Origin of the sequence: Sulfitobacter pacificus (assembly GCF_030159975.1) — a bacterium.
GTDB classification, from domain to species: domain Bacteria; phylum Pseudomonadota; class Alphaproteobacteria; order Rhodobacterales; family Rhodobacteraceae; genus Sulfitobacter; species Sulfitobacter pacificus.
Window position 1 is genome coordinate 84,538 of record NZ_BSNL01000006.1, and the last position, 24,497, is coordinate 109,034.

Here is a 24,497-nt window from a genome sequence, read left to right on the forward strand (position 1 = left end):
AGTATGCTCATGCATTTGGTGACGACACATGTAGAGGCAGGCATCGCCTGGCTGAAAATCAATAACCCTCCGGTGAATGCCTTATCGCGCGACCTGCGCGTAGCGTTGATCGAAGACATCTCGGCGGCGAGTGCAAATGCTGACGTGCGTGCAGTGGTCCTGTCTGGTACTAACGGCACTTTCATTGCGGGGGCGGATCTGAAGGAATTTGGCCACCCCATCACCGCCCCCACACTGCCCGAGGTAATCGCGAGTATCGAAGCTTGCCCAAAGCCCGTCATCGCGGCCATAGAAGGCCCTGCCCTAGGCGGGGGCTATGAGATCGCTTTAGCCTGCGACGGCCGCGTGGCCCTTTCCACAGCTTCCGTCGGCCTGCCCGAAGGGACGTTCGGCATCATCCCCGGCGCAGGTGGCACGGTGCGCTTGCCCCGCCTGACCGATGCAGCAAAGGCGCTTGAAATCATCACATCCTGCCGTCTGGTCAAGGCACCCGAAGCCCTGCAGCTTGGGATGATTGACCAGATCGTCCCGGACCTACGCGAAGGTGCTGCGACCTTTGCGTTGGAACACCCCGCCAAACGCCTGGTGCGCGACCTGCCCCCCTTAGGTCATGACGCCGCCGCCTTCGAGACGGCCGCCAGTATAGCCCTGAAGCGCGGCAAGAACCGCCCCTTCGTTAGCGCCCAAGTTCAGGCCCTGCGCGACGCAGTCGCATTGCCGTTTGATACGGCGCTGGACAATGCCCGTGCCGCCTTTGTCGCCTTGCGTGACACCGATGAATCCGCCGCGCTCTGCCACCTGTTTTTCGCCGAGCGTCAGGCTGCACAGGTTGCCGGTCTGGAAAGGGTTTCCCCGCGTTCGATCCAGTCCGTGGGCATTGTCGGAGCAGGCACGATGGGATCCGGGATCGCAGCCGCCTTTCTGGCCGCAGGCATTCCCGTTCGCTTGACCGATCTACAGCCTGAAGCCCTGGACGCTGCGCGCGAGCGCATCGCCGGTTTCCTTGCCAAAGCCAGAGATCCTGCCTCGCTGACAATCGTGGGTGCGGTTGAAGATCTGGCCGATTGTGACTTGCTTCTTGAGGCTGTCTTCGAGGACATGGCGGTCAAGTCAGAGCTGATGGCCCGTCTCGACCGCATTGCAAAGCCCGGCACAATTCTTGCGTCGAACACCTCCTATCTGAACCTCGACAAACTGGCTACGGCAACCTCGCGTCCCGAGGCCGTTGTCGGGCTGCACTTCTTTGCCCCCGCTCATGTGATGAAACTTCTCGAAATAGTCCGTGGTGCGGAAACCTCTCCGGTAGTTCTTAAGACCGCTCTCGCCTTGGGTCGTCGCCTGCGAAAGGTGTCGGTCGTGGCGGGGGTCTGCGAGGGGTTCATCGGCAACCGCATCTATAATGCCTATCGCGCCGAATGCGAAGCAATGCTGATGGATGGGGCGCTGCCGCAGGAAGTTGACCGGGCGCTCGAAACATTTGGGTTCGCCATGGGACCCTTCGCCGTATCCGACATGTCAGGCCTTGATATCGCGTGGGCAAATCGCAAGCGCAGACATGCCGCCGGAGAGTACAAAGGACAAGATGTGCCAGTACTGGAATGGCTGGTAGAGGCAGGCCGGTTAGGTCAGAAGACCGGGGCGGGGTGGTATGACTATGTTGAAGGCAACCGCAGACCCGGCGCCATTGTTCAAACACTGATCGAACGGGCGCGAGAAGGAAAGGCGCCCAACACCTTAAGTGAGGAAAACATCCAGCGCCGCGCTCTTTCAGCCATTATCAACGAGGCATTGCTGGTTCTAGAAGACGGAATCGCTCAGCGCGCTTCGGATATCGACCTCGTTCTGGTCAATGGTTACGGCTTCCCGCGCCATCTCGGCGGCCCCCTCTTCTGGGCCAGCCGTCAGCCGCTGGAACAGATACGCAGCACTCTCGCGGAGATCATGCCTGTGAGACCCGGCAACCTAAGCCACCTCAGCAACGGCTCAATTGTGCCGTAACTGACGCGCAATTGAAGGGTGGCCTCCGCAACCTAGCGGACGGCCTCAGATGAGCCAAGTTTCGCCATGAAAGAGGCCGTCGAGAAAGCGCTGACCGCAGTGTTTCAGGAGGCCTATATTCATGGGGTATCGACCTGCGCGATGGATGCTCTAGTCTTGGCAATGGACGGCACCGGAATCTCGTAGAGCCAGGTCAGGCGGTTTTGTAAGGAAATCGACGGCGGTGTCGATGCCTTTCTGACCCCGCCCATTTAGGGGGAATGACCCTATCTCTCGATCGATTCGACGCGCTAGGCTCAGGACTCATTGAGTTTCACAGCCAATAGATGACGATCGCGGCGAGAGCGATGGCGGAGAAGAAGGCCTTGGGGCACCTGTCGTATCGGGTTGCCACGCGGCGCCAGTCCTTGAGCCGGCCGAACATGATCTCGATGCGGCTGCGCCGTTTGTAACGCCGCTTGTCGTATTTCACGGTCGTCTTGCGTTGTTTTCTGCCGGGGATGCAGGCGCGTATCCCTTTGTCCTGCAACGCTTCCCGGAACCAATCAGCGTCGTAACCCCGGTCGCCGAGCAGCCAGTCGACCTTCGGCAGGCTGCTGAGCAGCGCTCGCGCTCCGATGTAATCGCTGACTTGCCCGGCGGACACGAAGAAGTTGATCGGGCGGCCCTTGCTGTCACAGAGGGCATGCAGCTTCGTGTTCATGCCGCCCTTGGTGCGGCCGATCAGGCGGCCACGCCCCCCTTTTTGACGCCCAGGCTGGACGCCGTCCGATGAGCTTTCAGATAAGTCGCGTCAATCATCACAGTCTTCTTCTCGCCGTGCTCGGCTGCCAGCCCGGCCAGCATCTGCGCGAAGATGCCCTTGTCGCTCCACCGCTTCCAGCGATTGTATAGCGTCTTATGCGGGCCATACTCTCTTGGCGCATCCCTCCAGCGTAAACCATTGCGGTTTATGAAGATAATCCCGCTCAACACCCGTCGATCATCGACCCGAGGCCGGCCGTGGGACTTGGGGAAGAATGGCTCAAGGCGCGCCATCTGCGCGTCGCTCAACCAGAAAAGATCAGACATGTTCACCGCTCGTTTTCGAGCCGTGAATCATGCCCTCAACCCGAAATCAATGGGTCCTGACCCTAGGGCGGGCCGCATCGTCGGCGTCACAGTCACGCTCGCCGTCGGCGTCAACAACAGACGGCAGGCGCGAGGTGCTGGGCATGGCCATTGGCGCATCGGAAGCCGAGCCCTTCTGGACCGACTTCCTGCGCGACCTCGTCCGACGCGGCCTATCAGGTGTAAAGCTCGTCATCTCGGACGCGCACGAAGGCATAAAGGCCGCCACCGCCCGCGTGCTGTCGACCACTTGGCAGCGGTTCCGGGTTCACTTCCAGCGCAATGCCTTGGCCCATGCGGGCAAGAGCAGTCGTCGCGTGGTCTCAGCCTTCATCGCCACCGCCTTTGCCCAGCCCGACCACGCGGCAGCCAAGGCGCAATGGCGCCAGGTCGCGGACCAGATGCGCCCGAAGCTGCCGAAACTCGCGACGCTCATGGATGGTGCCGAGGAGGACGTCCTCGCCTACATGACCATTCCCCAGCAACACCGGACGAAGCTGCACAGCACGAATCCAATCGAGCGCCTGAACGGCGAGATCAAGCGCAGGACTGATGTGGTCGGGATCTTTCCGAACGAGGCGTCCATCCGCAGATTGGTGGGCGCCATCCTGATGGAACAGACCGAGGAATGGACCGTCCAGCGCGGTCGGTACATGACGCTGGAAACGCTGGCTCCGGTCTGCGATGATGTTCTGGTCAGCCTGCCTGCGGCGCAGCGCGACTGACAAACTCGGCCCGCCGGTGAGCGCGAGGCCCGTCACGAGCTACACCACAGCGATTGATATCAGTTCGACCATGCATATGGCAGCGGTGAGCCCTGACACAGGGACCATGCCGGTGCGCGCCTTCGGGACGTTCACTCAGGATCTGCACGATCTGGCCGCTTGGTTCCAGTCGTGCGGCGTCACCAGCGTGGCCATGAAGTCGACCGGCGTTTACTGGATACAGGCATATGAGATCCTTGAGGCGTATGGCTTCGAGGTCATTCTCGTCAACGCCCAGTACGCCAAAAATGTCCCGGGTCGCAAACCCCTTCGCTTACCGATTGGAATGACCACTTAGAGAGAGACAGGCCCATACTTTTCGCGCCAAGCGAAATCCCCATCAACTCCGACGCATCACGGCAACGCTGACAACCAGCGATACTCGGAATTTAAATGCCGGTCGTCTATCACCGACTAGCTTCATGTCTAGTTCTCCCCGGGGACTTGGAGAGCATACGCCCCGGGGAGATATGGATAGGCGTGCCGAGCGGGCAGCCTACCGACCCCAGCCTGAGATGGCCTTAGGTTCCAGGAATTCCTCAATCCCCCAAACGCCCCCTTCGCGCGCTCGGCCCGAAGCCTTGACACCGCCGAAGGGTGACCCTGCGCCCCGCGATTTACCGTTCATTTCAACCATGCCCGAACGCAACCGCGATGCAACGCGGTTTCGCTTGGCATCGTCGGTCGACTGGATGTAGTTTGACAGCCCGTACGGCGTATCATTGGCGATCTGGATCGCCTCCTCCTCGGTCTCGAAAGGAATGATGGTAAGGACCGGGCCGAAAATCTCCTCACGGGCAACGGCCATCTGGTTAGTTACGTCGGCAAAGATTGTTGGGCGAACGAAATAGCCAATATTATGACTCTCGGGCCGGCCAAGACCACCTAAAATCAGCCTGGCGCCTTCGTCGATACCCTTTTCGATCATCTCCTGCACCCGCAGGAATTGCGCCTCGGATGCTACCGGACCGAGATGTTGACCCGGTTTAGACGGAAGGTCGATCATGATCGTTTCGCCAACTGCTTTGGCCTCTTCGACCACACGGTCATAGATCGAACGCTCCACCAGCATCCGCGTTGGTGCATTGCAGCTTTGCCCGGTGTTTGCGAAGCAATGCAGTACACCGCGCTCTACGGCTTGAGCGTCGGCGTCGGCGAACAGAATGTTCGCGCCTTTTCCGCCCAGCTCCAGCGAAACTCGCTTCAGGGTCTCGGCCGACGCCTTGGAAATCGCGATCCCCGCACGGGTTGATCCAGTGAAGCTGATCATTTCGACGTCAGGATGCGACGAGAGACGTGTGCCCACATCGACCCCGTCACCGTTGACGAGGTTGAAGACGCCCTTCGGGAATCCCGCCTCGTCAATGAACTCGGCAAACAAAATTGAGGAAAGCGGGGCGACCTCCGAGGGCTTGTGGACCATTGTGCAGCCCGCCAGAAGCGCCGGTATGACCTTCAGTGTGACCTGATTCATAGGCCAGTTCCAGGGCGTGATCAGACCCACCACCCCAATTGCATCCATAAGGATCCTGTCGTCGGGTGCATGGGGCCCAAGCGGTCTTTGGAATTGAAAATCGCGGAAGGCCGTGATGAAGTTCGTGATGTGCCGTGCCCCGGAACCGACCTGCCTGTCGAGCGCCATGTCAATGGGTGCACCCATTTCAAGACTGATCGCCTGCGCCATTTCGGGAGCACGGCGCTTATAGATTTCCAGCAGGCGCTCGACAAGGCCAAGGCGATGGCCCGGCTCGGTCTGCGACCAGGCATCAAAGGCGGCCTTCGCAGCTGAAACCGCGCGGTCAACATCAGCCACCGTGCCAAGACTTATCACAGCACACGGTGCCTCAGTGGCCGGGTTTATCACGGGGAGGTCATGAGAGGTCAACGGCGCGACCCAAGCTCCATTGATATAGAACAGTTTTTTTTCCAGCATGTTTATCGCCTTAGAAATGTCAGATCACGAGGTCGATCAGAAAGGGGCCGGGCTGCCCGAAACTCTGCTTCATCAACGCTGCGCATTCTTCCATGGTAGTCGCCCTCGCGGCTTCAACACCTAGACTGTTTGCAATGCCCACCCAGTTAATGTCGGGATTCGAGAGGTCCAACATCCCCATCGCAGTGGCACCAGGCACCGCCCCGACGTTTTTATATTCACCGATCAAGATATTATATTTGCGATTGTTCAGAAGGATCGTAGTGCAAGGTAGCCGCTCCCGCGCCTGCGTCCAGAGCGATTGCAGCGAATACATCGCCGATCCATCGGCCTGCAGGCTTATCACACGTCGCTGTCCCTTAGCCGCCACAGCCGCCCCAGTCGCAACTGGCAATCCGTCACCGATAGCCCCACCCGCGAGGTTCAGCCAGTCGTGAGCCGGCGCGGTGTGGGTGAGCTTGTAAAAGTTACGTCCAAACGAGACGCTCTCATTGGAGATAATGGCATTCTCGGGCATCAGTGCCGCCAGATTCTGGCCAAGAGCGTCTTCCGTCACCGGACCTCCGACTACCTCCGGACGCGGGCCGACGTCTAGAACAGCCGCCTCGGGTGCGCCCAGCTCATCAACCAGCGCCTGAAGAGCCGCCACCGGGTCCTGATCGATCCGCGACAGAACGTGCAACTGAGTGTTGGATGAGTATTGCGTTGAGGGCTTGCCTGGATATGCAAAAAAGCCTACCGGCGGCACCGCGTTCACCAGAATAATATGTTCATAGCGGCTGAGCGCCTCGATAGCGGCGTCAGTCCCATAGGGTACACGCTCCAGTGCGACCCGACCGCGACCACGCTGCATATGTGCATTGGAATAGCTGGCCAAAAGGTCGGCACCGGTCGCCTGCGCCAGCCTCCACGCCAATCCTAGCGCCGGAGCATGGGTTGCTTTGTCGGCCAGAAGGATCAGCACGTTCTTCTTCCCGTGCAATACGCGAGCGGAATTGACAACTGCATGCGGGTCGATCGGCGGTGGCATCTGTGGCGGCAACGGTTCGGCCACGACGCCACCTTGATTCCACGAGGAATCAGCCGGAAGGATTAGAGTGGATATCTGCCCCGATACTTCATTCGCAGCCTGCACGGCTACGGCGGCATCTCGACCGACGTCGCCAACGTCCATGCTTGTGCGCACCCAATGCGAAACGGTGCGCGCCATCCCTTCCGTATCAGCGGTAAGGGGAGCATCCAAAGGGCGGTGATAGGTCGCCTGATCGCCCACAATATTGACGATCCCAGCCCGAGCCCGCCGTGCATTGTGCAGGTTGCCCATGCCGTTGGCCAGCCCAGGCCCGCAATGCAAAAGCGTACAGGCCGCCTTTCCCGCGATGCGGTAGTAGCCATCAGCCATCCCGGTGACAACGTTCTCCTGCAGACCCAAAACGCAGTGCATTCCTGGGATACGATCCAGCGCTCCGACGAAGTGCATTTCGCTTGTGCCGGGGTTGGCAAAGCAGGTGTCAACCCCAGACTTTAATAGCGTATGAACAAGGGCTTCGGCACCATTGAGTTCGTTTGACGAGGTCATATCCTGCTCCCTGCTTTTGGACCACCTGCCGGCTAACGATATCGCTTCCAACGAATCGTTCCTAACAACGATATTTACTTACCGTCCGACTAGTATATAACTCGTGAAAATGTGTCAACGATTCCCGCGCCGGTACCGAAAGTCCCAGCGACGCATGCACAATCAACATGGATCTGACGGAGCTTGCCATGACCGAGGTATTTATTTGCGACTACATCCGCACACCAATCGGCCGCTTTGGCGGCGCACTGGCAGCTGTGCGCGCCGACGATTTGGGCGCGATTCCCCTGAAGGCGCTGAAGTCGCGCAACCCGAAAGTCGATTGGGATGCGGTCGACGATGTGGTGTTCGGTTGCGCAAACCAGGCCGGTGAAGATAACCGCAACGTCGCCCGAATGGCATCCCTTCTCGCCGGCCTGCCAGTCGGAGTCGGCGGCACCACTATTAACCGCCTCTGCGGATCTGGCATGGATGCCATCCTGGTCGCCGCACGCCAAATTGCCGCTGGAGAGGCCGAGATGATGATTGCGGGTGGAGTGGAGAGTATGTCGCGCGCGCCCTTCGTGATGCCCAAAGCCGAAAGCGCCTTCGCGCGCGCTGCGGAGATTCACGACACAACAATCGGCTGGCGCTTCGTCAACCCGAGGATGCAGGCCGCTTTCGGCGTAGATTCCATGCCCCAGACCGGCCAAAACGTCGCCGACGATTTCGGCATCAGTCGTGAGGCCCAAGACGCGATGGCTCTGTCCAGCCAGATTAAAGCTGCAGCGGCGCAGTCGAATGGGCGACTCGCGCGCGAAATCACCCCAGTTAACGCCCCTCAGCGAAAGGGAGAGCCACTTGTAATTGACCGCGACGAGCATCTTCGCGCCACCACTCTCGAGACGCTGTCCAAGCTGAAACCGCTGTTTCCGAATGGCTCCGTCACCGCCGGCAACTCATCCGGGGTGAACGACGGCGCTGCGGCGCTGATCCTTGCGAGCGCCGACATGGCCGCGAAGTACGGCTTTACACCCCTCGCCCGGATCCTGGGCGGGGCGACCGCCGGCGTGCCCCCGAGGATCATGGGAATCGGCCCTGCCCCGGCTAGCCAGAAGCTGATGGACCGGCTCGGCCTGACCCTAGCCGATTTCGATGTGATCGAATTGAATGAAGCATTCGCCGCACAAGGCATCGCGACTCTGCGGCAATTGAGCGTTGCAAATGACGATCCCCGCGTGAACATCAACGGTGGTGCGATTGCATTGGGTCATCCGCTCGGCATGTCAGGCGCGCGCATCACCGGGACCGCTGCACTTCAACTAGCTTTGAGCGGTGGACGACGAGCTCTTGCAACCATGTGCATCGGTGTGGGACAGGGCATTGCGATAGCGATCGAGCGGGTTTGATACCTTCAATTCCTGCCACCGAGCGACTGCAAACCTCCCTGTGGACGAACGTCTGGCGGCACCAGTATTGCCGGTGCCGCCCTTTTCCGAAAGAACAATTGAACGGCCTATAATGTTAGCGAGACGGATCATCCCGTGACCTGCGTATTGGCAGGCATCCCATTGCGGCGATCTCGCGCCGTTCCAAGAATTCTTCTCTGCACTTCCGAATGTAACATATATCGCGTGGCGATATTTCGCGCATCGTGTCCGTTTCGCGGGCATGAACTTGCGGGACCGTGTAGCACTGAACATCCAGGAATTGAGACGCGCCCGCGGCCTCAGCCAGGAGGAGCTTGCTCATCGGGCCGATGTGAGCCGCGGCCATATGGGCAAGGTCGAGAACGCCAAGTTCGCGGCCTCGCTCGACCTTCTAGAACGCATCGCCAAGGCGCTCAATGTCGACCCCGAAGTACTCTTCGCGAAGCGCTAGTGCGCTTCCTGAGGCTTTGATCCCGTCCCCCAACGCGAGAGACATAACGGCAAGAACGGTACGAGTGGCGCGGGTACATGGCGAAGAGAAAGACAGGCTGGCCTTTCCAGGAAGGGTTTCTGAAAGACGGTACACAGGAGATCCACCTGTTCACCGATTACCGTTGGAATGATGGTTCGGTGAGCCGCCGCTGGCATGTTGATCCGGAACGCTTTGATGCAGACCTTGCCGACTTGCGCCCGGTCTCGCTGAAGTCATAGGACCCTTCGGATCAGTAGGAAAACCACTCCGAGTGGCCCATATTGCCCTCGTAGTCACCGTATTCGACCATGATGCTGCGAGAATGGAAGTGCCAAAGACCGCCACTGGTCGGATAGGAGATCTCCTGCCCGCTTTCCGAGATGAATGTCGCAGGCCAAGGCGTGTGGGAACCGTAGACCCGCTGGATGTAGCGGCAGGTCCGGTTCTCGCGATCGCAGGAGCGTATCGACCAATCCCATTGACGCGGCTCGTCGCGCGGCTCGTAGGAGCGCCCGGTGAACCAGATCACATGGGTCCGGTTCAGCCATTCGTATTCTGGCAGATTAGTGTCGAGCTCGCCCTCCCCGCCGGGCCCGCCCAGTTCCACCGGCACATGGGCGAAGGTGCAGACCCCGAAGGGCGGCAGGCTCGGCCAGGGCGTGATGCGGCGGATCATGGTGCGATAGGCCCGTGCGCAGACCGCGCTTGGGGGGAAACCACCCGCCATGCAGAGCATGATGGCGCAGTCGATGTCATAGGCCCGCGCCTTCTCCGGGGTTCCAAACACCGCCATCACCCCCATCGCCGCTGCCATCATCTGTCGCTTCATGTCGCTCTCCCGCAAAAGTTGCGGCAACTATCGTGCAATATGTATTTTTCTGCAATATGTCGTATTGACTCCATATGACTTTATGGCCTTAGTGTCGTGAAGTAGAAGGGCTCTCGTGGGGAGAGTCCGAACATGCCGATAGCGCGCAACCAGATCCTGATCACCATCGATGGTGTCAAAGACCTGTCCGAGAAGGGCATCGCGTTCCGCTGCCGGTATGAACTCGTGGGGTTCACGGACGATGGCAAGCCGCGCTACCAGTGCATCTACCTGCGCGAGGGCGAGCCGGAAGCCATTCTGGTCTCGACCCGGATCACCCCGCACGGTCCAGAACCGCGGTATTTCAACATATGGCCGGGGCTCTTCAAACATCATTTCGAGTTCGGTGACGGGCGTGATCTGCGCTTTGGTCCTGACTACAGCATCACCCTCGAGGAGCGCGGCTGACGTTATCGCCTTCGGTCGCGACGGCACGGTGCGGACATCCGGCTGGACCTTTCATGGCGAACGACCTGCCTGGGCAGGACTGGATGATAGCACTGAGGCCGAAGTCGTTCTGGCCTCGCTGGGCGCCACGCCGCCTTCCAGTCGCGACGGCATCCTCTCCCTGATCCGCACTACTGCCGTCCGCCACCAGGGGAACCGTGCCCTGCGCCTAGCTGGTCTGAGTGCCGACGACTGGCAGGTCTTGTTCCGCGCCCTGGTAGAAGCTGAAAGCAGCTACAATCCGACTGCCGTGAGCCCCAAGGGTGCCTATGGTCTTGGCCAGCTGATGCCGGATACTGCCCGTGCGCTCGGCGTCGATCCGCGCGACCCGCCCCAGAACCTCGACGGCGCCGCACGCTATCTGCTCGCGCAGCTGGCCACATTCAAGGACATCAACCTGGCGCTCGCAGCCTACAACGCCGGGCCGCACCGCGTGGTCGATTATTCCGGCATCCCGCCTTTCACCGAGACTCGCGACTACATCGCGCGCATCCATCGGATCCGGTCCCGGCTGGCAGGCACACCCATTGCTGCTCCGGACATCCGCGTCGCAGACCGGGTTCCAGCCCGCGCGCCGGTCCTCATCGATCTTCAGTAAAACAAGGAAACTTCGCATGCTTCGACATCGCCTCAGCCGCCTCTTGCCTGTCGCCACAACCCTGGCGGCTTTCGCAACGCCAGCCCTCGCGCAAGACTTGTCACCGATCCAGACCATGCTGGAAACCGTCGAGGCCGCGCTGACCGGTCCGATCGGGATCGCGGTCGCCACGCTCGCTGTCATCGGCACCGGCTTCATGTGCATGATGGGCCGGCTGAACTGGGGCTGGTTCGCCTCGGTCATCATCGGGATCGTGCTGATCTTCTCGGCCGGCACCATCGTCGACGGCTTCTCCTGAGGTTGGAGAATAGAGTTGGCAGAACGATCCCCCCTTTTTCTGGGCCTCGCCCGACCGCCCAAGTATCTAGGCCTCCCTGTCGGATACCTCGTGGTGCTGGCGACCGGGGTCGTTCTGCCGTTCATCTGGACCAAGTCGATGGTGTTCTTCCTGATCGGCCTTGTCGCCTATCCGATCCTCTGGTTCGTCGCCGACCGCGAGCCGCATTTCTTCGAGGTTCTGCGCGTCTCCTACGGCTCGGTCCGCCCGACGAAGAACCGGGCCATGCACGGAGGCGACAGCTTTGGCGCTTGACGCAGGCACTCTTTCCACTCATGGAACGGCACTCCTCCAAGCGGGCGGCAGGGAGTTCGCGCGGGAGAGTTATCTCGCCGAACACCTGCCGTATTTCGCGCTCGCGGATGACGATGTGATGGTGCTGCGCGAGGGCGACCTCTTGGCGACCCTGCGCCTTGATGGTCTGAACCCGATGACCACTGAGGACGCCCGGCTCGACGCGCTCAAACGCGCGGTCGCGGCCATCGTCGCCCAGACCGGCAATGCCTTCGGCTTCTACATCCACCGGATCTCCGTGCCGCAGGATCTCGGGATGCGCCCCATCGAGGGAGATAGCTTTGCCGCCGCGATTGATGCGCGCTGGCAGGCCCATGTCAAAGACCTGCGCCCCGCCAAGCGCCAACTCTATCTCAGCGTCATCCGGCGGCCTGATATCTCGGCGCGCATTCCACTCTTGCGGGCGCTGGCCCGCAAGGCCTGGGTCAAGGATCGCGCGACACGCCTGCAGGAGCTTAACGAGGTCATGGGCTTCTTCGAGGTGGCACTTGCCTCGGCCAATCCCGTCAGGCTCACTAAGTCGGGCGGTGAATGGCTGGGCTATCTCAACACGCTGAATGCCGGCAGCTTCTCCCCCATCGCCTTCGGGCAAAGTGCCCTGCCTCTGTCGCACACCCTGAGCAACTGCCGCGCGACCTTCGACGGCGACGTCGTCACCCTGACCGACGCCGTGACCGGCGAGGTCAAATACGGCGCGCTCTTTTCGATGAAGACCTACCCCGCACTCACGGATGTCACGCTTCTCGATGCGCTCGACCTGCCCCTCGACATCGTGCTTACGAATTCCTTCAGCCCGATCCCGAACAACATCATGGCCGAACGCATCCAACGGATCATCCGCCAAATGCACGCCTCCGACGACGCCGCCGTCTCCTTGCGTGAACAACTCGGCCAGGCCGCGGACGACCAGGAGGCAGGACGCATTGCCTTCGGGGACCATCATCTCTCCATCGCGGTCTATGCGCCAGACCGCGACACGCTCGAGCGTGCTGCCGCCCAGATCAAGCGCGTCGGCCAGGAGATCATGTCGGTGATCGTGCGCGAAAACATGGCGCTGAAAGCCACCTACTTCGCACAATCCCCCGGCAACTTCGGCTACCGGGCGCGCAAGACGCCGATCTCCTCGATCAACTTCGCAGATTTCGCGGCGCTTCACGGCAGCGTCGAGGGGCGCGGGCCGGACCAGTCGCCCTGGGGTCAGACCATTTCGGTCCTGCCGACGGTCGGCACCTCTGGTTGTCGCTTCAATTTCCACGAGGCGGGCAGCCCTGGCAAGGAACCGACCGTCGGCCACACCCTCGTTCTGGGACGCACCGGCACCGGCAAGACGCTCACCACCGCCTTCCTCGCGGCGCAGGCGCAACGGGTCGGCGCTCGGCTCTTCTTCTTCGACAAGGATCGCGGCCTCGAGATGGCCGTGCGCGCCCTCGGAGGCCGCTACAACGAAATCCGGGCCGGTGTTCCCACGGGGCTGAACCCGCTTGCGACCGAGACCGATGAGCGTGGCCGCGCCTGGCTCTCGGACTGGCTTGCGACCCTTCTCACGCGCAATGGCACGCTCTCGGGCGAGCAATCCCGCCATATCCAGAGTGCCGTCGGGCAGAACGCCGATGCGGGCGCGGCGCTGCAACGCTTCGTTAGTTTCGAGACGCTGTTTCAATCGCTTGATGATGATGGCGAGTTGCAAAGCCGCGTCGCCGAATGGGCGCCGGGTGGGCGCTACGGTTGGGTCTTTGACGAACCCGAACGCGGGGCGGGTCTCAAGCTCACGGGCGACATCGTCGGGTTTGATATGACCGAGATCCTCGACATGACCACCGAGCGCATGGCGGTGCTCTCCTACATCTTCCGCCAGATCGAACGCGTGGTCGAGGATCGCCGCCCCACCATCATCGTGCTCGACGAGGCCTGGAAGCTCTTGGACGATCCCTACTTTGGGGCGCGACTCGAAAACTGGCTGGTGACGCTGCGCAAGATGAACTGCGTCGTCATCATGATGACGCAATATCCAAGCCAGCTGCGCGACAGCCGCGTCGGCAAGACCATCGTCGAGACAGTACCGACCCAGATCCTCTTCCCGAACGACCGCGCCACAATCTCGGATTACGATTTCCTCCGCGTGAACGCCAAAGAGGCGGCCCTTCTCGTCCAGCCCACCATCGGCCAGCGCATCGCGCTTGTGCGCTCGGCGGGCGATAGCGTCTTCGTCGATGCCGATCTCTCCGCGCTTGGAGACCTCCTTCCCATCCTTGGCGGCGGTGCCACCGGCGAGGCCCGCGTGCCTGCCGATTGGCGCGCCAATCCCGATTTCTGGAGACATGTGATATGAGTTCAAAACCCCTCCTGGCGCTTTGCGCTACCGCGGGCCTGCTATCGGCTTGCGAGAAATACACCGAGAAAACCTCGCCCTGCTTCGGACTTAATGGTGAGCCGCAGGTGACGCGCGCTGCCCTGTCCTTCTCGACCATGGGCGCACCGGCTCACGCAACGGCCAAACCCGACTGCACCTTCGAGCCCCTGCCCCGTCCGGAATGAACCGCGCCGCGATCATATCCGCCCGGCTCTGCCTCAGCCTTGGCGCCCTGCCCGCGCTAGCCCAGGGCGTGCCGACGCAGGATAATTCCGCGATCGGTCGCGCCATCGCGCGGGTGACGGCGCTTGCCGAAGATCTTGGCGTCCAGCAGGGCAAGGATCGGACAGAGTCGACCCTGGCGGACGTTCAGGCCGACCAGCTGCGCGTCCTCGAGGAGATGACCGCCGCCATCACCGGTCCCGGCTTCGATATCCGCGCGCTCGAGGGTAATGCAGATTTCGGGGTGGCGGCGGTCTATCCCAATACCGATCCAAGCCCGATGAACAGCCGCCTTTTCGGCGAAGGCCGTGAGACCGTCGAGATGATGATCGTCGAGGTGGCAGGCGAATTCGCTGGCGCACCCGGTATGGCCCGCGCCGGTCTCTCAGCCACCCAGTGGCGCTGCCTTTTCCAGGCCCTGATCAAGCAGGAAAGCCGCTTCAACGTCGCCGCACAAAGCCCGGTCGGAGCCTATGGCCTGACTCAGCTCATGCCCGGCACCGCCTCCGATCTCGGCGTCGACCGCTATGACGTGAAAGACAACTTGCGCGGTGGCGCGCGCTACATCACGACCCAGCTCAACCGTTTCGGCAATATCCCCCATGCGCTCGCGGCCTATAACGCGGGCCCGGGCCGGGTGATCGAATACGGTGGCGTGCCGCCTTTTGCCGAGACCCAAGGCTACGTCCGCAACATCTCGAAGTTCTACAACGAATACCTCGCCGTTGTGGGTGGCGCCAATGCGCTCGGCACGCTCTCGCCCTCGGATTTTGCGCTCGCCGAATATGCCAGCATCTCCGAGGCCGGCGTCTATTACGCCGCCGACAGTTCCGCCACGACCGAACAGGTCATCAACCGGTTGCGCGCGATCATCCTGCAGATCGATGCGCAACCCAATGCCAAGGCGGCCTGGGAGCTCAACACCTACGCCAAGGCCGAGATCGGCCGCATCCTCAATCTCCGCGTCCGGCTGATGGCGGCAAACCAGCAACGCGAGGCGGCCTATGCACAGCACCTCGTCGCCGACCGGCTGGCCGAGCGCGATTTCATGCAGATGGGAGTTCCCGAATGAGACACCTTCTCCTGACCGCCGCGGCGGTCACTACACTCGGGTTTGCCTCGCCCGCCACGGCCCAAGGCGTTCCGACTTTCGATGGTTCAGCGCTACAGCAGTTCGTGGCGCAGCTCGAGCACATGGCCGAGGACCTGAACGTCCAGATGCAGCAGCTCGCGACCATGCGGCTGGAACTGGAAACCCAGCTCTCGCAGTTGACGAACCTCGAGGCGCAACTGACCTCCCTCATCGAGGGCAGCGGGTTGGGAGAACTCTTCGCCACCGTCGAGGAGTTCCGCGCGCTGCGTGGCAAGCTGGTGGCCCCGCTCAACACCGCGCAATCGCTGGCGAGCGGCGATTTCCTGAGCGGCTTCAATCCGGGCGCAGAACTCTCGGCCTCGGTCGAGCGCGTGCTTTCAGGCAGCGGCTTCACCTCGGAACGATTGAGCACGCTTTCGGGCTCCGATCAGCCCGCAGACAACCGCATCGCCACCTCGGCCGGGGCCAGCGCCATGTTGTCCGTCGCCGCGCAGGAAAGCCACGAGGAGGCGGGTCAAAGCCTCGCGCGGCTCGAGACCATGGTCGGGCTCATCGACGATCAGGACGGCTTGAAGGCCGCCGTCGATCTCAACACCCGCGTCACCGCCGAGCTCGGCATCATCCTGACCCAGATCTGGCGGCTGGAAGCGGCGCAAGGCGTCAGTGCCGGCCAGCTTGGCGTCGTCGATGCTGCGACCCTCGCGGACGAGCGCAAGTTCCGGTCGATGGCGGTGGATCCATGAGGACCTCCATGCTTTCCCCGAGCCGCTTCACCCTGATGGAAGCCGGACTTCTGAGCCTTTCGCTTGCCCTGCCGCTGGGCCTCCTGGTCTTGCCTGACGCGGCATCAAGTCAGGATCGGCCCTTCACCTCGATGGAGATCGCACGGGATGAAGAGGATGGGTGCCGCGTCCCCAAACCCCCGGTGGATCTCGCCGAGACCGCCTATCTCCGCAACGGCTACCGCGCGATCCTGCGCATCCTGATCGCCGAAGAAGCGCTGGCGTCGGAAGCCTGCACCTGTCTGCTGGACCAGTTCACCTGGGATCAGGCCCTCACCGCCCTGCCCCGGTTCCAGACCTCGGACAACCCACGCCTCCCCTTCAACGTGCCCGAGCTCTACGCCAAGGCGGACGCGCTCGAGGCGCAAGTTAAGGAGGCCTGCGTAGAGTAGATGGGCGTTATTCGCGACATCCTGAGTCAGGTCGACACCGCGGTGGATACCGTGGCGCAGGACGGCTTTGTCTCCTCGGCGGGTGCCGTCGGCGACGTCATTTCCGCCGGGGCCGCGCTCCTTGTCGTGCTTCTCGGGATCAACGCGGTGATGCAACTCCGTCCCCTGCCCTTCGGCACCGGCTTTGCTTTCGGAATGAAGGTCGCGCTCGTGGGGATATTCGCGCAGAGCTGGGACAATTTCAGCGTCATCTATGACATCGTCACGCGGGTGCCCGACTCCGTCGGCGCCTCGATCCTCGCCCTCACTGGTTCGGGCGACGAGGCCGGGGTCTATGAGAGCCTCGACAACATGGTCGCACGCATCACCGCCTATGGCGACACGATCGGCGACCGCGCGGGCTGGGTTTTCGGCGCAGTCCTGGGCGCCATCTTTTTCGTCCTCTCCGCCGTTTTCGCCGCCGTCACCGCCGGGATCATCGCCTTCGCCCGCATCGTCTTCGCGCTGATGATCGTGATCGCCCCCTTCATGATCGTGACCTCGCTCTTCAAACCGACCCAATCCCTCTTCGAGGCCTGGACCCGCGCCACCATCGGCTATGCGCTCATGCCCGTCGCCGCCGCCGGGGCCGCAGGCATCATCGTCGCCATCGCCGAAGCCATTGGAGATGCCTCTGCCGACCCGGCCGCCGTAGAGACCGTCAGCCTCATCCTGCCCTTTCTCGTCATCCTGATCCTCAGCGCCGGGATCATGGCCTCGGTCCCCTATATCGCGTCCAACCTCACCGGCGTCGTCGGCATTGCCTCGAATGCCGTGGGCCTGACCGGGCTCGCGCGGCAGGGTTTCGTGAACACGCGGGAGTATGGCACGGGTGCCGCCTCGCGCCTCGTCACCGGCAAGTCCCCGCATGAGCTGAACCAAATAGCCAATGCGGGCGTGGTGAAGACAGGTGAGTTGATCCGGCAAAGCCCCGGCGCGCTACTCAGCGCCGCCAAGGCCTTCCGCAAACCCTGATGTGAAAGACGACTGACTTGAAGAAACTTGTGACCAGTTCCTCCGCGCCCGACCGCGACGCTTTCGAGGCGGATTTCATCTACGGGCCAAGACGGCGCGAACGCTTTGCATGGTTCGTCGCGGCGGCAGGCGTGCTGGTTGGCGTGGCCGGCATGGTCGCGGGCGCGAGCCTCTTTCCGCTGAAAACGACCGAGACCTTCGTCGTCGTGGTCGACAAGGAAACCGGTGACATGGACCGCGTGGCCGCCGTACAGGCGCTGACGCTCTCGGAGAGCGACGCCATCATCCAGGCCAATCTCGTGGCCTATGTCGATGATCGCGAGACCTATGACCTGACCGATGGCGAGCAGCGCATCAACTCGGTGCTCGACCGCTCGGATGGCGACGCCGCCCGCACGCTGCGCGATCTCTGGTCCTCCACCAACGAGGACTACCCGATCACGGTCTATGGCCGTGACGCCAAGATCGAGGTGGTCATCAAGTCCGTGAACCAGATCGAGCGCGGCGTGGCCCAGGTCCGCTTCACCCGCACGCTGCGCCGGCCGCGCGACACGCGCACCGTCACCCGGTCCTATGTCGCCACTGTCGGCTACGACTTCCAACCCGAAACCCGCCAGCGCCTTCAGGACGTCTGGGCCAACCCCTTGGGCTTCGTGGTGACTTCCTACCGCGTCGACGCCGAGACCCTGGAGAACTGACCAAGATGAAATCCCTGCCCGCGCTCCTCCTGGCGCTTGCCCTTCCTCTTGCCGCCAATGCCGAGGCCACGCCGCAAGGCGGCCCGCTCGACATCCGCATCCGCACCGCCGTCTACAATGAAAACCAGGTCTACCGGATCGAGACCGATCTGCGGCATTCGACCACGATTCATTTCGGGGCGGGGGAACGGTTCGAGGCGGTGATTGTCGGCGACACCGAGAGCTTCCAGGTTGATCCGATCCCCGAGCTTGGCAATGTGCTCACGATCAAACCGCATGTGGCCAATGCCTCGACCAACATGACGGTGATCACCAACCGCCGCACCTATTCCTTCCATCTGCGCGAGGGCTCGATCCCGAACCGCACCGGCATGTTCTTCGAGGTGCGCTTCCGTTACCCCGACGAGGAGCGCCGCGCGGCGAGTGCCACCCAGCCCAAGGGCTTTGAGGCCCCGCGCAACTACAACTACCGCGTCTCGGGAGAAGGGGATTTCCGCCCCAGCCATATCTACGACGACGGGCGCTACACGTATTTCGTCTTTCCGGAGAATGGCCGCCAGCCCGCCCTTTTCAAGGCCGATGACCAGGGCCGCGAGCGCACGGTGAACTGGACCCAGCAAGGCAACACCGTCCGGGTGCTCGGGGTGAACACCTACTGGACGCTGCGCATCGGCGACGAGGCGATCTGCGCCTGGCGCGACGAAAGCGCGATCTACGTGAGCAACTGACCATGGCCGATCAAACCCCTCCCGACCTGCAGGACCGTCTCGACCAGTTCAGCCAGCGCGGCAAATCCAAACGCCGGGGCACCAGCCTCGGGGTCGGTGCCCTCGCCGCCGCCCTCGCCGTCGGCGGGGCCGGGGTCGCGTATTTCCTGGCGACCGGCCTGCAAGAGGGCGATAGCGCGCTCGAAACCTCCGACGTCGAAACCTTCCAGGACCGCCGGCCCGGCACCGGCGGGCGGCTGGAGTTTCCACCCGACGAGACCGAGCAACGGGTCAATGACGCGCTGATCGCCGTCGAGGAAGCCCTCGACGTACCAGCCGCCCCGGCCCCCGAGCCAAGCGCCGAGGTGTTGGCCGAGATCGCCAAGCTCCGCGAGGCCCTCGCCGCCAGCCAGGCCGCCCGCAACTCGGAAATCCAATCCGCCGTTTCGGACCTGCGCGAGGCCTTCGATGAACAGAAGGCGGCGCTTGAAGCGACGCTCGCCGCCAAGGAAACCGAACTCGCTAACCTCCAACGCCAGACCGAGACCCGCATCGAAGGGCTGCAGGCCATGCTCGATGCCGAACGGGCGCAGCGCGAGGGGCTCGAGGCCGAGCTTGACCGCGAAGGGCTGATTGCCGATCAGCGGCTTCTCGAAGAACGCCGGCGTCAGGAAGAGGAGCAGCGCCAGCGCGAGGCTGAACGGGTCGCCGAGGAGCTTCTGACCGCGCAGATCAAATCCCCCGCCGTAGTCTTTGCCGACGGTCCACGGGGTGGCCAAAGTGGCGCGGCGGTCGCCGATCCTGCTGCCGCTGGAACCGGGGGCCCGGTCCTGTCAGGAAACGAGCAGTTCCTGCAGAGTGCGCGGCCGCTCGAGGTGCAGGAGGCCGCCCGCCTCACCCATCCCGAACGCACGTTGACCCAAGGGTCTGTCATCCAGGCGGCGCTCCAGACCGCCATCAACAGCGATCTGCCCGGGTCTGTCGTGGCGGTGGTCTCCGAGCCGGTCCCGGCCTTCTCCGGGGACCGGATCCTGATCCCCCGGGGCTCCCGCCTTTTTGGCCAATACCGCTCCGGGATCGAGATGAACCAGAAGCGCATCCTGATCCTCTGGACCCGCGTCCTGACCCCGGACGGTACCTCGATGGAGATCGCCGCCGTGGGCGGCGATCAGCTTGGCCGCTCGGGCCTAACCGGTCTCGTTGACACCAAGTTTGCCGAGCGCTTCGGCGGAGCTGCACTGATTTCCGTGATCGGAGCCGCGCCTGCGGTGGCGGCGGAAAGCGCCAACAATGAAACCACCAGCATCGTCCTGGGCGATGTTGGCAGCGATCTTCAGGACGCGGTCGGATCGGTCATCGCCGACCAGGTGTCGATCGCGCCGACGATCTATGTCGATCAAGGCGCGTCGGTCACCGTGCTCGTGGACCGGGATGTGGTGATTTACTGATGGATCAGGCATCACCAGCCTCATACCTCGAGCGCTATCTCGACCCGTTCCGCGACCTCCTAAGGCGTGACGACGTGGTCGAGATCGCGATCAACCCGGATGGCAAGGTCTGGCTCGAGGTCGCGGGCGACGCCACCATGCGCCACGACGGCCAGACCGTGGACCGGACCACAGCCCTCAACATGGCCCAGACCATCGTCGGCGACGCCAAGGCCCGCGTCTCTGAAAAGAACCCCCTCGTCTCCGGCAAGGTGGAATATGCGGGCCGTCCCCTCCGGGTCCAGGTTGCCGTACCGCCCGCCATCGATCGCGGCGCCTCGATCACCATCCGCCTCTTCGCGTCGGGCAGCGTCCGAGACTACACACCCACCTATCTCTTCGGCAAGGCCGTCTCGCTCGATGCACTCCGCGCCGAGAAGATGAAGAACATTGCCAGTCTCGCCGAGGAGAACCTCGAGGCGGCGCTGCGGACTCTGGTCGAGGCCCAGCTCAATGTCCTGATCAGTGGCGGCACCTCGACCGGCAAGACCACCTTCGCCCGGCACCTTCTGACGCATGTAAACGAACACGAACGGCTGATCACCATCGAAGACGCCTTCGAACTCTTCCCCGGCCAACCAAACACCGTCGCTCTCCTGGCCGACCGAGGTGCCGGTTCACAACGCAGCGCCAACGCCCTCCTCCAAGCCTCCCTCCGCATGCGCCCCGACCGGATCATCGTCGGCGAGCTGCGCGGCGCCGAGGCCCTGACTTATCTCGAGGCCATCAACACCGGCCATGGCGGGTCGGTCTCCACCATCCACGCTGAAACCGCTGCACTTGCCATCGATCGGCTTGCGATCATGGTGCTGCAGGCTGGCACGCCGCTGACCTTCGCCGAAGTTCGGGAATATATCCGGAAATCCATCGATGTAATCGTGCAGCTGGGGCGGGCCGAAGGGAAGCGGGGGATTACGGAATTCTATCTGCCGGGGTCTTGAAAGCCCCAGAACAAAAGCGCTGAGCGGGTTTGCGACAGCGCGACGCTGGCCTTGCCTTCCAATACCCGAAGCGGACTTCTTTAGGGCGGTGAATTGGTAATTCCCCCCACAAAAACATGGGATTAACAGCTAAATAGAGGAGTTTCTCGACCCTAGCGTTCCTCGCCAGAGCCGGCTTGCTCATCAAACATTATGCGCCGACCTCGCCGCAAGTCACCTGTAATTCGTCAGTTCGCTGTGGAAGGGATTGCTATCGCGACACTTCTGACAATCTGCGCTGCACTCCGCCCGTGGGTGGGCATCTGAACCGCCCAGGGAAACGGTGGCGACGCCGAACGCTCGTACTGGTAGACCAGCACCTCGGGATGCAGCCTGTCATCGAGGTGCCGGCCCAGAGTGAATACAACGCTGTTGGGGGCTGCGATGAACAGGTGAACGCGTTTGACCCCTTTCGCCATGAGGTCACCCAGAAGATCCGTGAAGTCTTTCGCCATGGCAGATTGCTTGTCGGCAGACCAGTGCGCCGTCGTGCTCACAGTTGGCAAAGCGAGGCGGATCAGAGGCATATCACCGAGAGTCGCCCTGATACCGTCTGCGTCCGACGGGTAGGAAACAGCGACGGCCAAAGCTACCTCCGGAACATCGTCCTTCAGACCTTCGTCTCCGAAAACGCCGAACCGGTCTCCGTCATCTTCGCCGTCAGGTTCGCGCCATTTTTCTGCGAAACGATCCCAGTCCATCACGGTGAGACCGGCTTCATTGCCAACCATCATACCGGTCAGGAACGTCAGCGGAACCGGAGCCATGCCACCGTAGACCAGCCTGACGTTGCCAGGACCCGCCGCATCACGCTTCTGACGAAGCTGTTGCCGCAACCCGGCAATCTGTGAGAGTGCATCTTCGGGACTGCTGATCTGACTCGTTGAGGTCGACTGCCGGTGGTCGACCGGCAGGAGATCGATACGGCCTTTCAGGTGCTTCGGCACGGCAGAGGCAAGGGGAGTATCAACGGTCTGGTGCAGCCCGCGGTGCTCCAGCACAACCACGCTCTGCTTCCTGAGCTGCCGCCGGTCGGCGATGTGATCGATCACACCAAGGACACCCCCCGCAGCGAGGAGCAGAATGCCGAGGAAGACGGTGATCTGGGACCAGTAGACCGATAGCCCGCCACCATCCGCCTGCACGACCAGCCGCAGGACGCGGTCCGCATCGATCCAGGAAAGATCACCGGCCAGCCCGCCGACGCCCAACCCGGCGACGATCAATGTGACACCGGCACGCAGCAACCTCGACGGCCAGGACGGGAACCGGAAGACATAGGTGATCAATCCATCGAAAAACCGGTCACCATGTTTGCGCCAGAACGACATGTCTTCAGCCTCCGGATCAGCCAATATTTACGATGAACTGACCGCTGCGCGCGGCCAGTTTGCCATTCTTCACAATGAAACACTCAATGCTGTGCTGGCCCCGATAGAGGGCGCTCTCAGAATGGGACAGACCTCCCCGGACCGCCGCGTCCGGGCTGAAGCCCCCACGCAGGCAATCCGCATCCTCGGCTTCCCTTCCGGTGTTCACGATCTGCCAGTAGACCTTGAAACGCCCGGTCACCGTTGTGTCCGCCACAAAGCGCAGGCTGCAATTTCTGGGAAGCGGCGCGCCATTGCTCACGAAGCTCTGCGGCCTGAATCCCTGCTGCGTGAAGCTCGCCGTACGAATAGTCACGCTACCTTCCGCAGCCTGCGGCCATCGCGGTCTTCGCATATAGGCTGGCGCAAGGACGAGATTCACCGCACGGACCAGCCGCGCGGGAACACCCGGTTTCCTGGCCGGATTGCGACGGCCCAGTGCGCGTTCGACCAGCCCCTGCCCCATGCGTTCGCTGAGGACGGCGCCAACACCGTCGGCAGTGAGAGCCTGGTGTGCCGATGCAAAATCGCTGCGGGCCTGCTGAAGCCACTCATGGAATGCGTCCCGGCGTTCGGAGTGCTCCTCCCACTTGTCAGCAAAATTTTCCTCGGGGTCGGCCGGGTTTTCGAGCCAGTCCACGCCATTGCGACGGGTAATATACCGGTCCATTCCGTGAAGGATCGAGAACAGCGCATCGGAGAGGCGTTCCTCCTGGTTATAGGCATGTGCAGCAAGGGTCGTGATCAGGATGGAGATCGGCTTGTCATCCGGCCGGTCGCTGAACATGAGATCGCGATGGCGTTTAAGGATCTGGATAGCGCCCTGCAGAGGGGTACGCACCCGCCATGCAGGAACATCCTCAACGCTGGCCTGCATCCTGCGCGCCTCGTTGAGAGCACGACTTCTGAACGCCTGGCCCATCCGATCGCGAAACCAGAGCGCATAGCCTTTGGGATTGCTGCGCGGCCAGCGGCCGCCTTCCTGCCGGAAGCCGTCGTGTTCCTTGTCTGTGATCGCGAGCGCAGTTGCCCCCAGTCGGGCAAGCGCGGGGCCCGCTTCACTCAGATAGCGCCGCTTCTCGAAGTCAGGCACCGCAGGCAGAACATCCATGTGAAACTGTGCGCCATCTGCGTAGACCAGGGTCCAGCAACGGCGCCCGTCTTCGGGTTTGCTCATGCCATATCGCCGGGCATAGGCTTTGACTTCGACGCCGACGCGACGTTTCAGCTCTGCCTGGGTCAGTGCCGACTTCTCGTAATCGAGGCGGCAGACCATATCGATGTCATAGTCTTCTTCGTCTGACGCGGGCCGTATTGCAGTCCCCAGCCGAAATGAACCCTGCACATACACGTCGGGACTGTCATCCCGAACAGTCGAGTCCGGCCGGTGCAACCACTCGCCGAGCGACTTGTAACTGCGCTCAGCCTGTTCATACCGACCGGGCGGGACCTGAAGCTCCTCAACTAAGTCTTCCAATAATTGATCAACAGGCCTGGTATTCGTCAAAGGGAATTCCATTATATTAAACCACCATACGGTGCTTATGCCCGTCGTCTACTGATTTGGCGAAGGCAGGGCTGAATAGAAGAGAG

At 62.1% G+C, this 24,497-nt stretch carries 24 protein-coding genes and 2 pseudogenes; 20 read left to right on the forward strand and 6 right to left on the reverse strand.

The window, feature by feature from the left end:
- Window positions 1–9 precede the first annotated feature (9 nt).
- Window positions 10–1,998: a 3-hydroxyacyl-CoA dehydrogenase NAD-binding domain-containing protein gene (locus QQL78_RS19335; RefSeq protein WP_284376241.1), complete on the forward strand. Its 1,989-nt coding sequence runs from the start codon at window positions 10–12 to the stop codon at window positions 1,996–1,998.
- A 36-nt stretch (window positions 1,999–2,034) separates the two neighbouring features.
- Window positions 2,035–2,250, forward strand: a pseudogene (locus tag QQL78_RS19340) (transposase); the annotation flags it as partial.
- A 61-nt stretch (window positions 2,251–2,311) separates the two neighbouring features.
- On the opposite strand, the gene QQL78_RS19345 reads toward QQL78_RS19340, so the two are convergent.
- Window positions 2,312–3,069 (reverse strand): IS5 family transposase gene (locus tag QQL78_RS19345; protein ID WP_284376243.1). Its coding sequence is split into 2 segments (ribosomal slippage): window positions 2,312–2,748 and window positions 2,748–3,069, totalling 759 coding nucleotides; the frame shifts between segments, so codons are not numbered across the junction.
- Between the two features lie 64 nt (window positions 3,070–3,133).
- Here QQL78_RS19345 and QQL78_RS19350 point away from each other — a divergent pair.
- A pseudogene (locus tag QQL78_RS19350) lies at window positions 3,134–3,833 on the forward strand (IS256 family transposase); the annotation flags it as partial.
- Entirely contained in the window at window positions 3,796–4,170 is a 375-nt protein-coding gene (locus tag QQL78_RS19355; protein ID WP_386259449.1) for an IS110 family transposase, read from the forward strand. The pseudogene QQL78_RS19350 and the gene QQL78_RS19355, both read left to right, overlap by 38 nt.
- Before the next feature lie 198 nt (window positions 4,171–4,368).
- On the opposite strand, the gene QQL78_RS19360 is transcribed toward QQL78_RS19355, so the two are convergent.
- Together QQL78_RS19360 and QQL78_RS19365 are read right to left on the reverse strand one after the other, a co-directional pair.
- Window positions 4,369–5,805, reverse strand: coding sequence for an aldehyde dehydrogenase family protein (locus QQL78_RS19360; RefSeq protein WP_284376246.1), 1,437 nt, complete (start codon window positions 5,803–5,805; stop codon window positions 4,369–4,371).
- A 19-nt stretch (window positions 5,806–5,824) separates the two neighbouring features.
- Complete coding sequence (locus QQL78_RS19365; RefSeq protein WP_284376248.1) at window positions 5,825–7,384, reverse strand: acetolactate synthase large subunit; 1,560 nt, start codon at window positions 7,382–7,384, stop codon at window positions 5,825–5,827.
- A gap of 188 nt (window positions 7,385–7,572) precedes the next feature.
- On the opposite strand from QQL78_RS19365, the gene pcaF reads away from it, so the two are divergent.
- The 3 genes from pcaF (at window position 7,573) to QQL78_RS19380 (ending at window position 9,504) form a co-directional block, all read left to right on the forward strand.
- The gene (gene pcaF / locus QQL78_RS19370) at window positions 7,573–8,772 is read left to right on the forward strand and encodes a 3-oxoadipyl-CoA thiolase (RefSeq protein WP_284376250.1); all 1,200 of its coding nucleotides are present in this window, start codon (window positions 7,573–7,575) and stop codon (window positions 8,770–8,772) included.
- A 262-nt stretch (window positions 8,773–9,034) separates the two neighbouring features.
- A complete protein-coding gene (locus QQL78_RS19375) occupies window positions 9,035–9,244 on the forward strand; it encodes a helix-turn-helix domain-containing protein (RefSeq protein WP_081285328.1) in 210 nt (69 codons plus the stop codon).
- A 77-nt stretch (window positions 9,245–9,321) separates the two neighbouring features.
- The gene (locus tag QQL78_RS19380) at window positions 9,322–9,504 is read left to right on the forward strand and encodes a hypothetical protein (RefSeq protein WP_284376254.1); all 183 of its coding nucleotides are present in this window, start codon (window positions 9,322–9,324) and stop codon (window positions 9,502–9,504) included.
- Window positions 9,505–9,515: 11 nt separating this feature from the next.
- On the opposite strand, the gene QQL78_RS19385 is transcribed toward QQL78_RS19380, so the two are convergent.
- Window positions 9,516–10,094 carry a hypothetical protein gene (locus tag QQL78_RS19385; protein WP_284376256.1) on the reverse strand — a complete coding sequence of 193 codons (579 nt, stop codon included), beginning with the start codon at window positions 10,092–10,094 and terminating at the stop codon, window positions 9,516–9,518.
- 132 nt (window positions 10,095–10,226) lie between these two features.
- Between QQL78_RS19385 and QQL78_RS19390 the strand changes: the two genes are divergently transcribed.
- The 13 genes from QQL78_RS19390 (at window position 10,227) to virB11 (ending at window position 21,495) form a co-directional block, all read left to right on the forward strand.
- On the forward strand, window positions 10,227–10,541 hold the full coding sequence (locus QQL78_RS19390) for a hypothetical protein (RefSeq protein ID WP_284376258.1): 315 nt from the start codon (window positions 10,227–10,229) through the stop codon (window positions 10,539–10,541).
- Between the two features lie 28 nt (window positions 10,542–10,569).
- A complete protein-coding gene (locus QQL78_RS19395) occupies window positions 10,570–11,178 on the forward strand; it encodes a lytic transglycosylase domain-containing protein (protein WP_431358338.1) in 609 nt (202 codons plus the stop codon).
- A 16-nt stretch (window positions 11,179–11,194) separates the two neighbouring features.
- Entirely contained in the window at window positions 11,195–11,476 is a 282-nt protein-coding gene (locus QQL78_RS19400; RefSeq protein ID WP_040181317.1) for a TrbC/VirB2 family protein, read from the forward strand.
- Window positions 11,477–11,491: 15 nt separating this feature from the next.
- Window positions 11,492–11,770, forward strand: a complete 279-nt coding sequence (locus QQL78_RS19405) for a VirB3 family type IV secretion system protein (protein ID WP_284376263.1) — start codon at window positions 11,492–11,494, stop codon at window positions 11,768–11,770.
- Complete coding sequence (locus tag QQL78_RS19410) at window positions 11,760–14,138, forward strand: VirB4 family type IV secretion/conjugal transfer ATPase (protein ID WP_284376265.1); 2,379 nt, start codon at window positions 11,760–11,762, stop codon at window positions 14,136–14,138. The genes QQL78_RS19405 and QQL78_RS19410 overlap by 11 nt, the downstream gene beginning before the upstream one ends.
- A 202-nt stretch (window positions 14,139–14,340) precedes the next feature.
- Window positions 14,341–15,453, forward strand: coding sequence for a lytic transglycosylase domain-containing protein (locus QQL78_RS19415; protein ID WP_284376267.1), 1,113 nt, complete (start codon window positions 14,341–14,343; stop codon window positions 15,451–15,453).
- Entirely contained in the window at window positions 15,450–16,217 is a 768-nt protein-coding gene (locus QQL78_RS19420; protein WP_284376269.1) for a type IV secretion system protein, read from the forward strand. The genes QQL78_RS19415 and QQL78_RS19420 overlap by 4 nt, the downstream gene beginning before the upstream one ends.
- A complete protein-coding gene (locus tag QQL78_RS19425; protein ID WP_284376271.1) occupies window positions 16,214–16,648 on the forward strand; it encodes a hypothetical protein in 435 nt (144 codons plus the stop codon). Before QQL78_RS19420 ends, QQL78_RS19425 begins: the two co-directional genes overlap by 4 nt.
- Window positions 16,649–17,662 (forward strand): TrbL/VirB6 family protein, encoded by a 1,014-nt coding sequence (locus QQL78_RS19430; RefSeq protein WP_284376273.1) that lies wholly within the window; start codon window positions 16,649–16,651, stop codon window positions 17,660–17,662.
- Between the two features lie 17 nt (window positions 17,663–17,679).
- The gene (locus QQL78_RS19435; protein ID WP_284376275.1) at window positions 17,680–18,360 is read left to right on the forward strand and encodes a VirB8 family type IV secretion system protein; all 681 of its coding nucleotides are present in this window, start codon (window positions 17,680–17,682) and stop codon (window positions 18,358–18,360) included.
- Window positions 18,361–18,365: 5 nt separating this feature from the next.
- Complete coding sequence (locus QQL78_RS19440) at window positions 18,366–19,088, forward strand: TrbG/VirB9 family P-type conjugative transfer protein (protein WP_284376276.1); 723 nt, start codon at window positions 18,366–18,368, stop codon at window positions 19,086–19,088.
- A 2-nt stretch (window positions 19,089–19,090) separates the two neighbouring features.
- Entirely contained in the window at window positions 19,091–20,515 is a 1,425-nt protein-coding gene (locus QQL78_RS19445) for a TrbI/VirB10 family protein (RefSeq protein WP_284376278.1), read from the forward strand.
- Window positions 20,515–21,495 (forward strand): P-type DNA transfer ATPase VirB11, encoded by a 981-nt coding sequence (gene virB11 / locus QQL78_RS19450; protein WP_284376280.1) that lies wholly within the window; start codon window positions 20,515–20,517, stop codon window positions 21,493–21,495. Before QQL78_RS19445 ends, virB11 begins: the two co-directional genes overlap by 1 nt.
- Window positions 21,496–21,722: 227 nt before the next feature.
- Here the strand turns inward: virB11 and QQL78_RS19455 are convergent, their stop codons facing one another.
- Together QQL78_RS19455 and QQL78_RS19460 are read right to left on the reverse strand one after the other, a co-directional pair.
- Window positions 21,723–22,865, reverse strand: coding sequence for an SAVED domain-containing protein (locus QQL78_RS19455; protein ID WP_138865838.1), 1,143 nt, complete (start codon window positions 22,863–22,865; stop codon window positions 21,723–21,725).
- Between the two features lie 16 nt (window positions 22,866–22,881).
- Window positions 22,882–24,423, reverse strand: a complete 1,542-nt coding sequence (locus tag QQL78_RS19460) for a nucleotidyltransferase (RefSeq protein ID WP_284376284.1) — start codon at window positions 24,421–24,423, stop codon at window positions 22,882–22,884.
- Window positions 24,424–24,497: the final 74 nt, after the last annotated feature.

Coding starts and splice junctions, on each gene's coding strand:
- QQL78_RS19335 (WP_284376241.1), top strand. CDS start 10: ATGCATTTGGTGACGACACATGTAGAGGCAGGCATCGCCTGGCTGAAA.
- QQL78_RS19355 (WP_386259449.1), top strand. CDS start 3,796: ATGTTCTGGTCAGCCTGCCTGCGGCGCAGCGCGACTGACAAACTCGGC.
- QQL78_RS19360 (WP_284376246.1), bottom strand. CDS start 5,805: ATGCTGGAAAAAAAACTGTTCTATATCAATGGAGCTTGGGTCGCGCCG.
- QQL78_RS19365 (WP_284376248.1), bottom strand. CDS start 7,384: ATGACCTCGTCAAACGAACTCAATGGTGCCGAAGCCCTTGTTCATACG.
- pcaF (WP_284376250.1), top strand. CDS start 7,573: ATGACCGAGGTATTTATTTGCGACTACATCCGCACACCAATCGGCCGC.
- QQL78_RS19375 (WP_081285328.1), top strand. CDS start 9,035: ATGAACTTGCGGGACCGTGTAGCACTGAACATCCAGGAATTGAGACGC.
- QQL78_RS19380 (WP_284376254.1), top strand. CDS start 9,322: ATGGCGAAGAGAAAGACAGGCTGGCCTTTCCAGGAAGGGTTTCTGAAA.
- QQL78_RS19385 (WP_284376256.1), bottom strand. CDS start 10,094: ATGAAGCGACAGATGATGGCAGCGGCGATGGGGGTGATGGCGGTGTTT.
- QQL78_RS19390 (WP_284376258.1), top strand. CDS start 10,227: ATGCCGATAGCGCGCAACCAGATCCTGATCACCATCGATGGTGTCAAA.
- QQL78_RS19400 (WP_040181317.1), top strand. CDS start 11,195: ATGCTTCGACATCGCCTCAGCCGCCTCTTGCCTGTCGCCACAACCCTG.
- QQL78_RS19415 (WP_284376267.1), top strand. CDS start 14,341: ATGAACCGCGCCGCGATCATATCCGCCCGGCTCTGCCTCAGCCTTGGC.
- QQL78_RS19420 (WP_284376269.1), top strand. CDS start 15,450: ATGAGACACCTTCTCCTGACCGCCGCGGCGGTCACTACACTCGGGTTT.
- QQL78_RS19425 (WP_284376271.1), top strand. CDS start 16,214: ATGAGGACCTCCATGCTTTCCCCGAGCCGCTTCACCCTGATGGAAGCC.
- QQL78_RS19430 (WP_284376273.1), top strand. CDS start 16,649: ATGGGCGTTATTCGCGACATCCTGAGTCAGGTCGACACCGCGGTGGAT.
- QQL78_RS19440 (WP_284376276.1), top strand. CDS start 18,366: ATGAAATCCCTGCCCGCGCTCCTCCTGGCGCTTGCCCTTCCTCTTGCC.
- QQL78_RS19445 (WP_284376278.1), top strand. CDS start 19,091: ATGGCCGATCAAACCCCTCCCGACCTGCAGGACCGTCTCGACCAGTTC.
- virB11 (WP_284376280.1), top strand. CDS start 20,515: ATGGATCAGGCATCACCAGCCTCATACCTCGAGCGCTATCTCGACCCG.
- QQL78_RS19455 (WP_138865838.1), bottom strand. CDS start 22,865: ATGTCGTTCTGGCGCAAACATGGTGACCGGTTTTTCGATGGATTGATC.
- QQL78_RS19460 (WP_284376284.1), bottom strand. CDS start 24,423: ATGGAATTCCCTTTGACGAATACCAGGCCTGTTGATCAATTATTGGAA.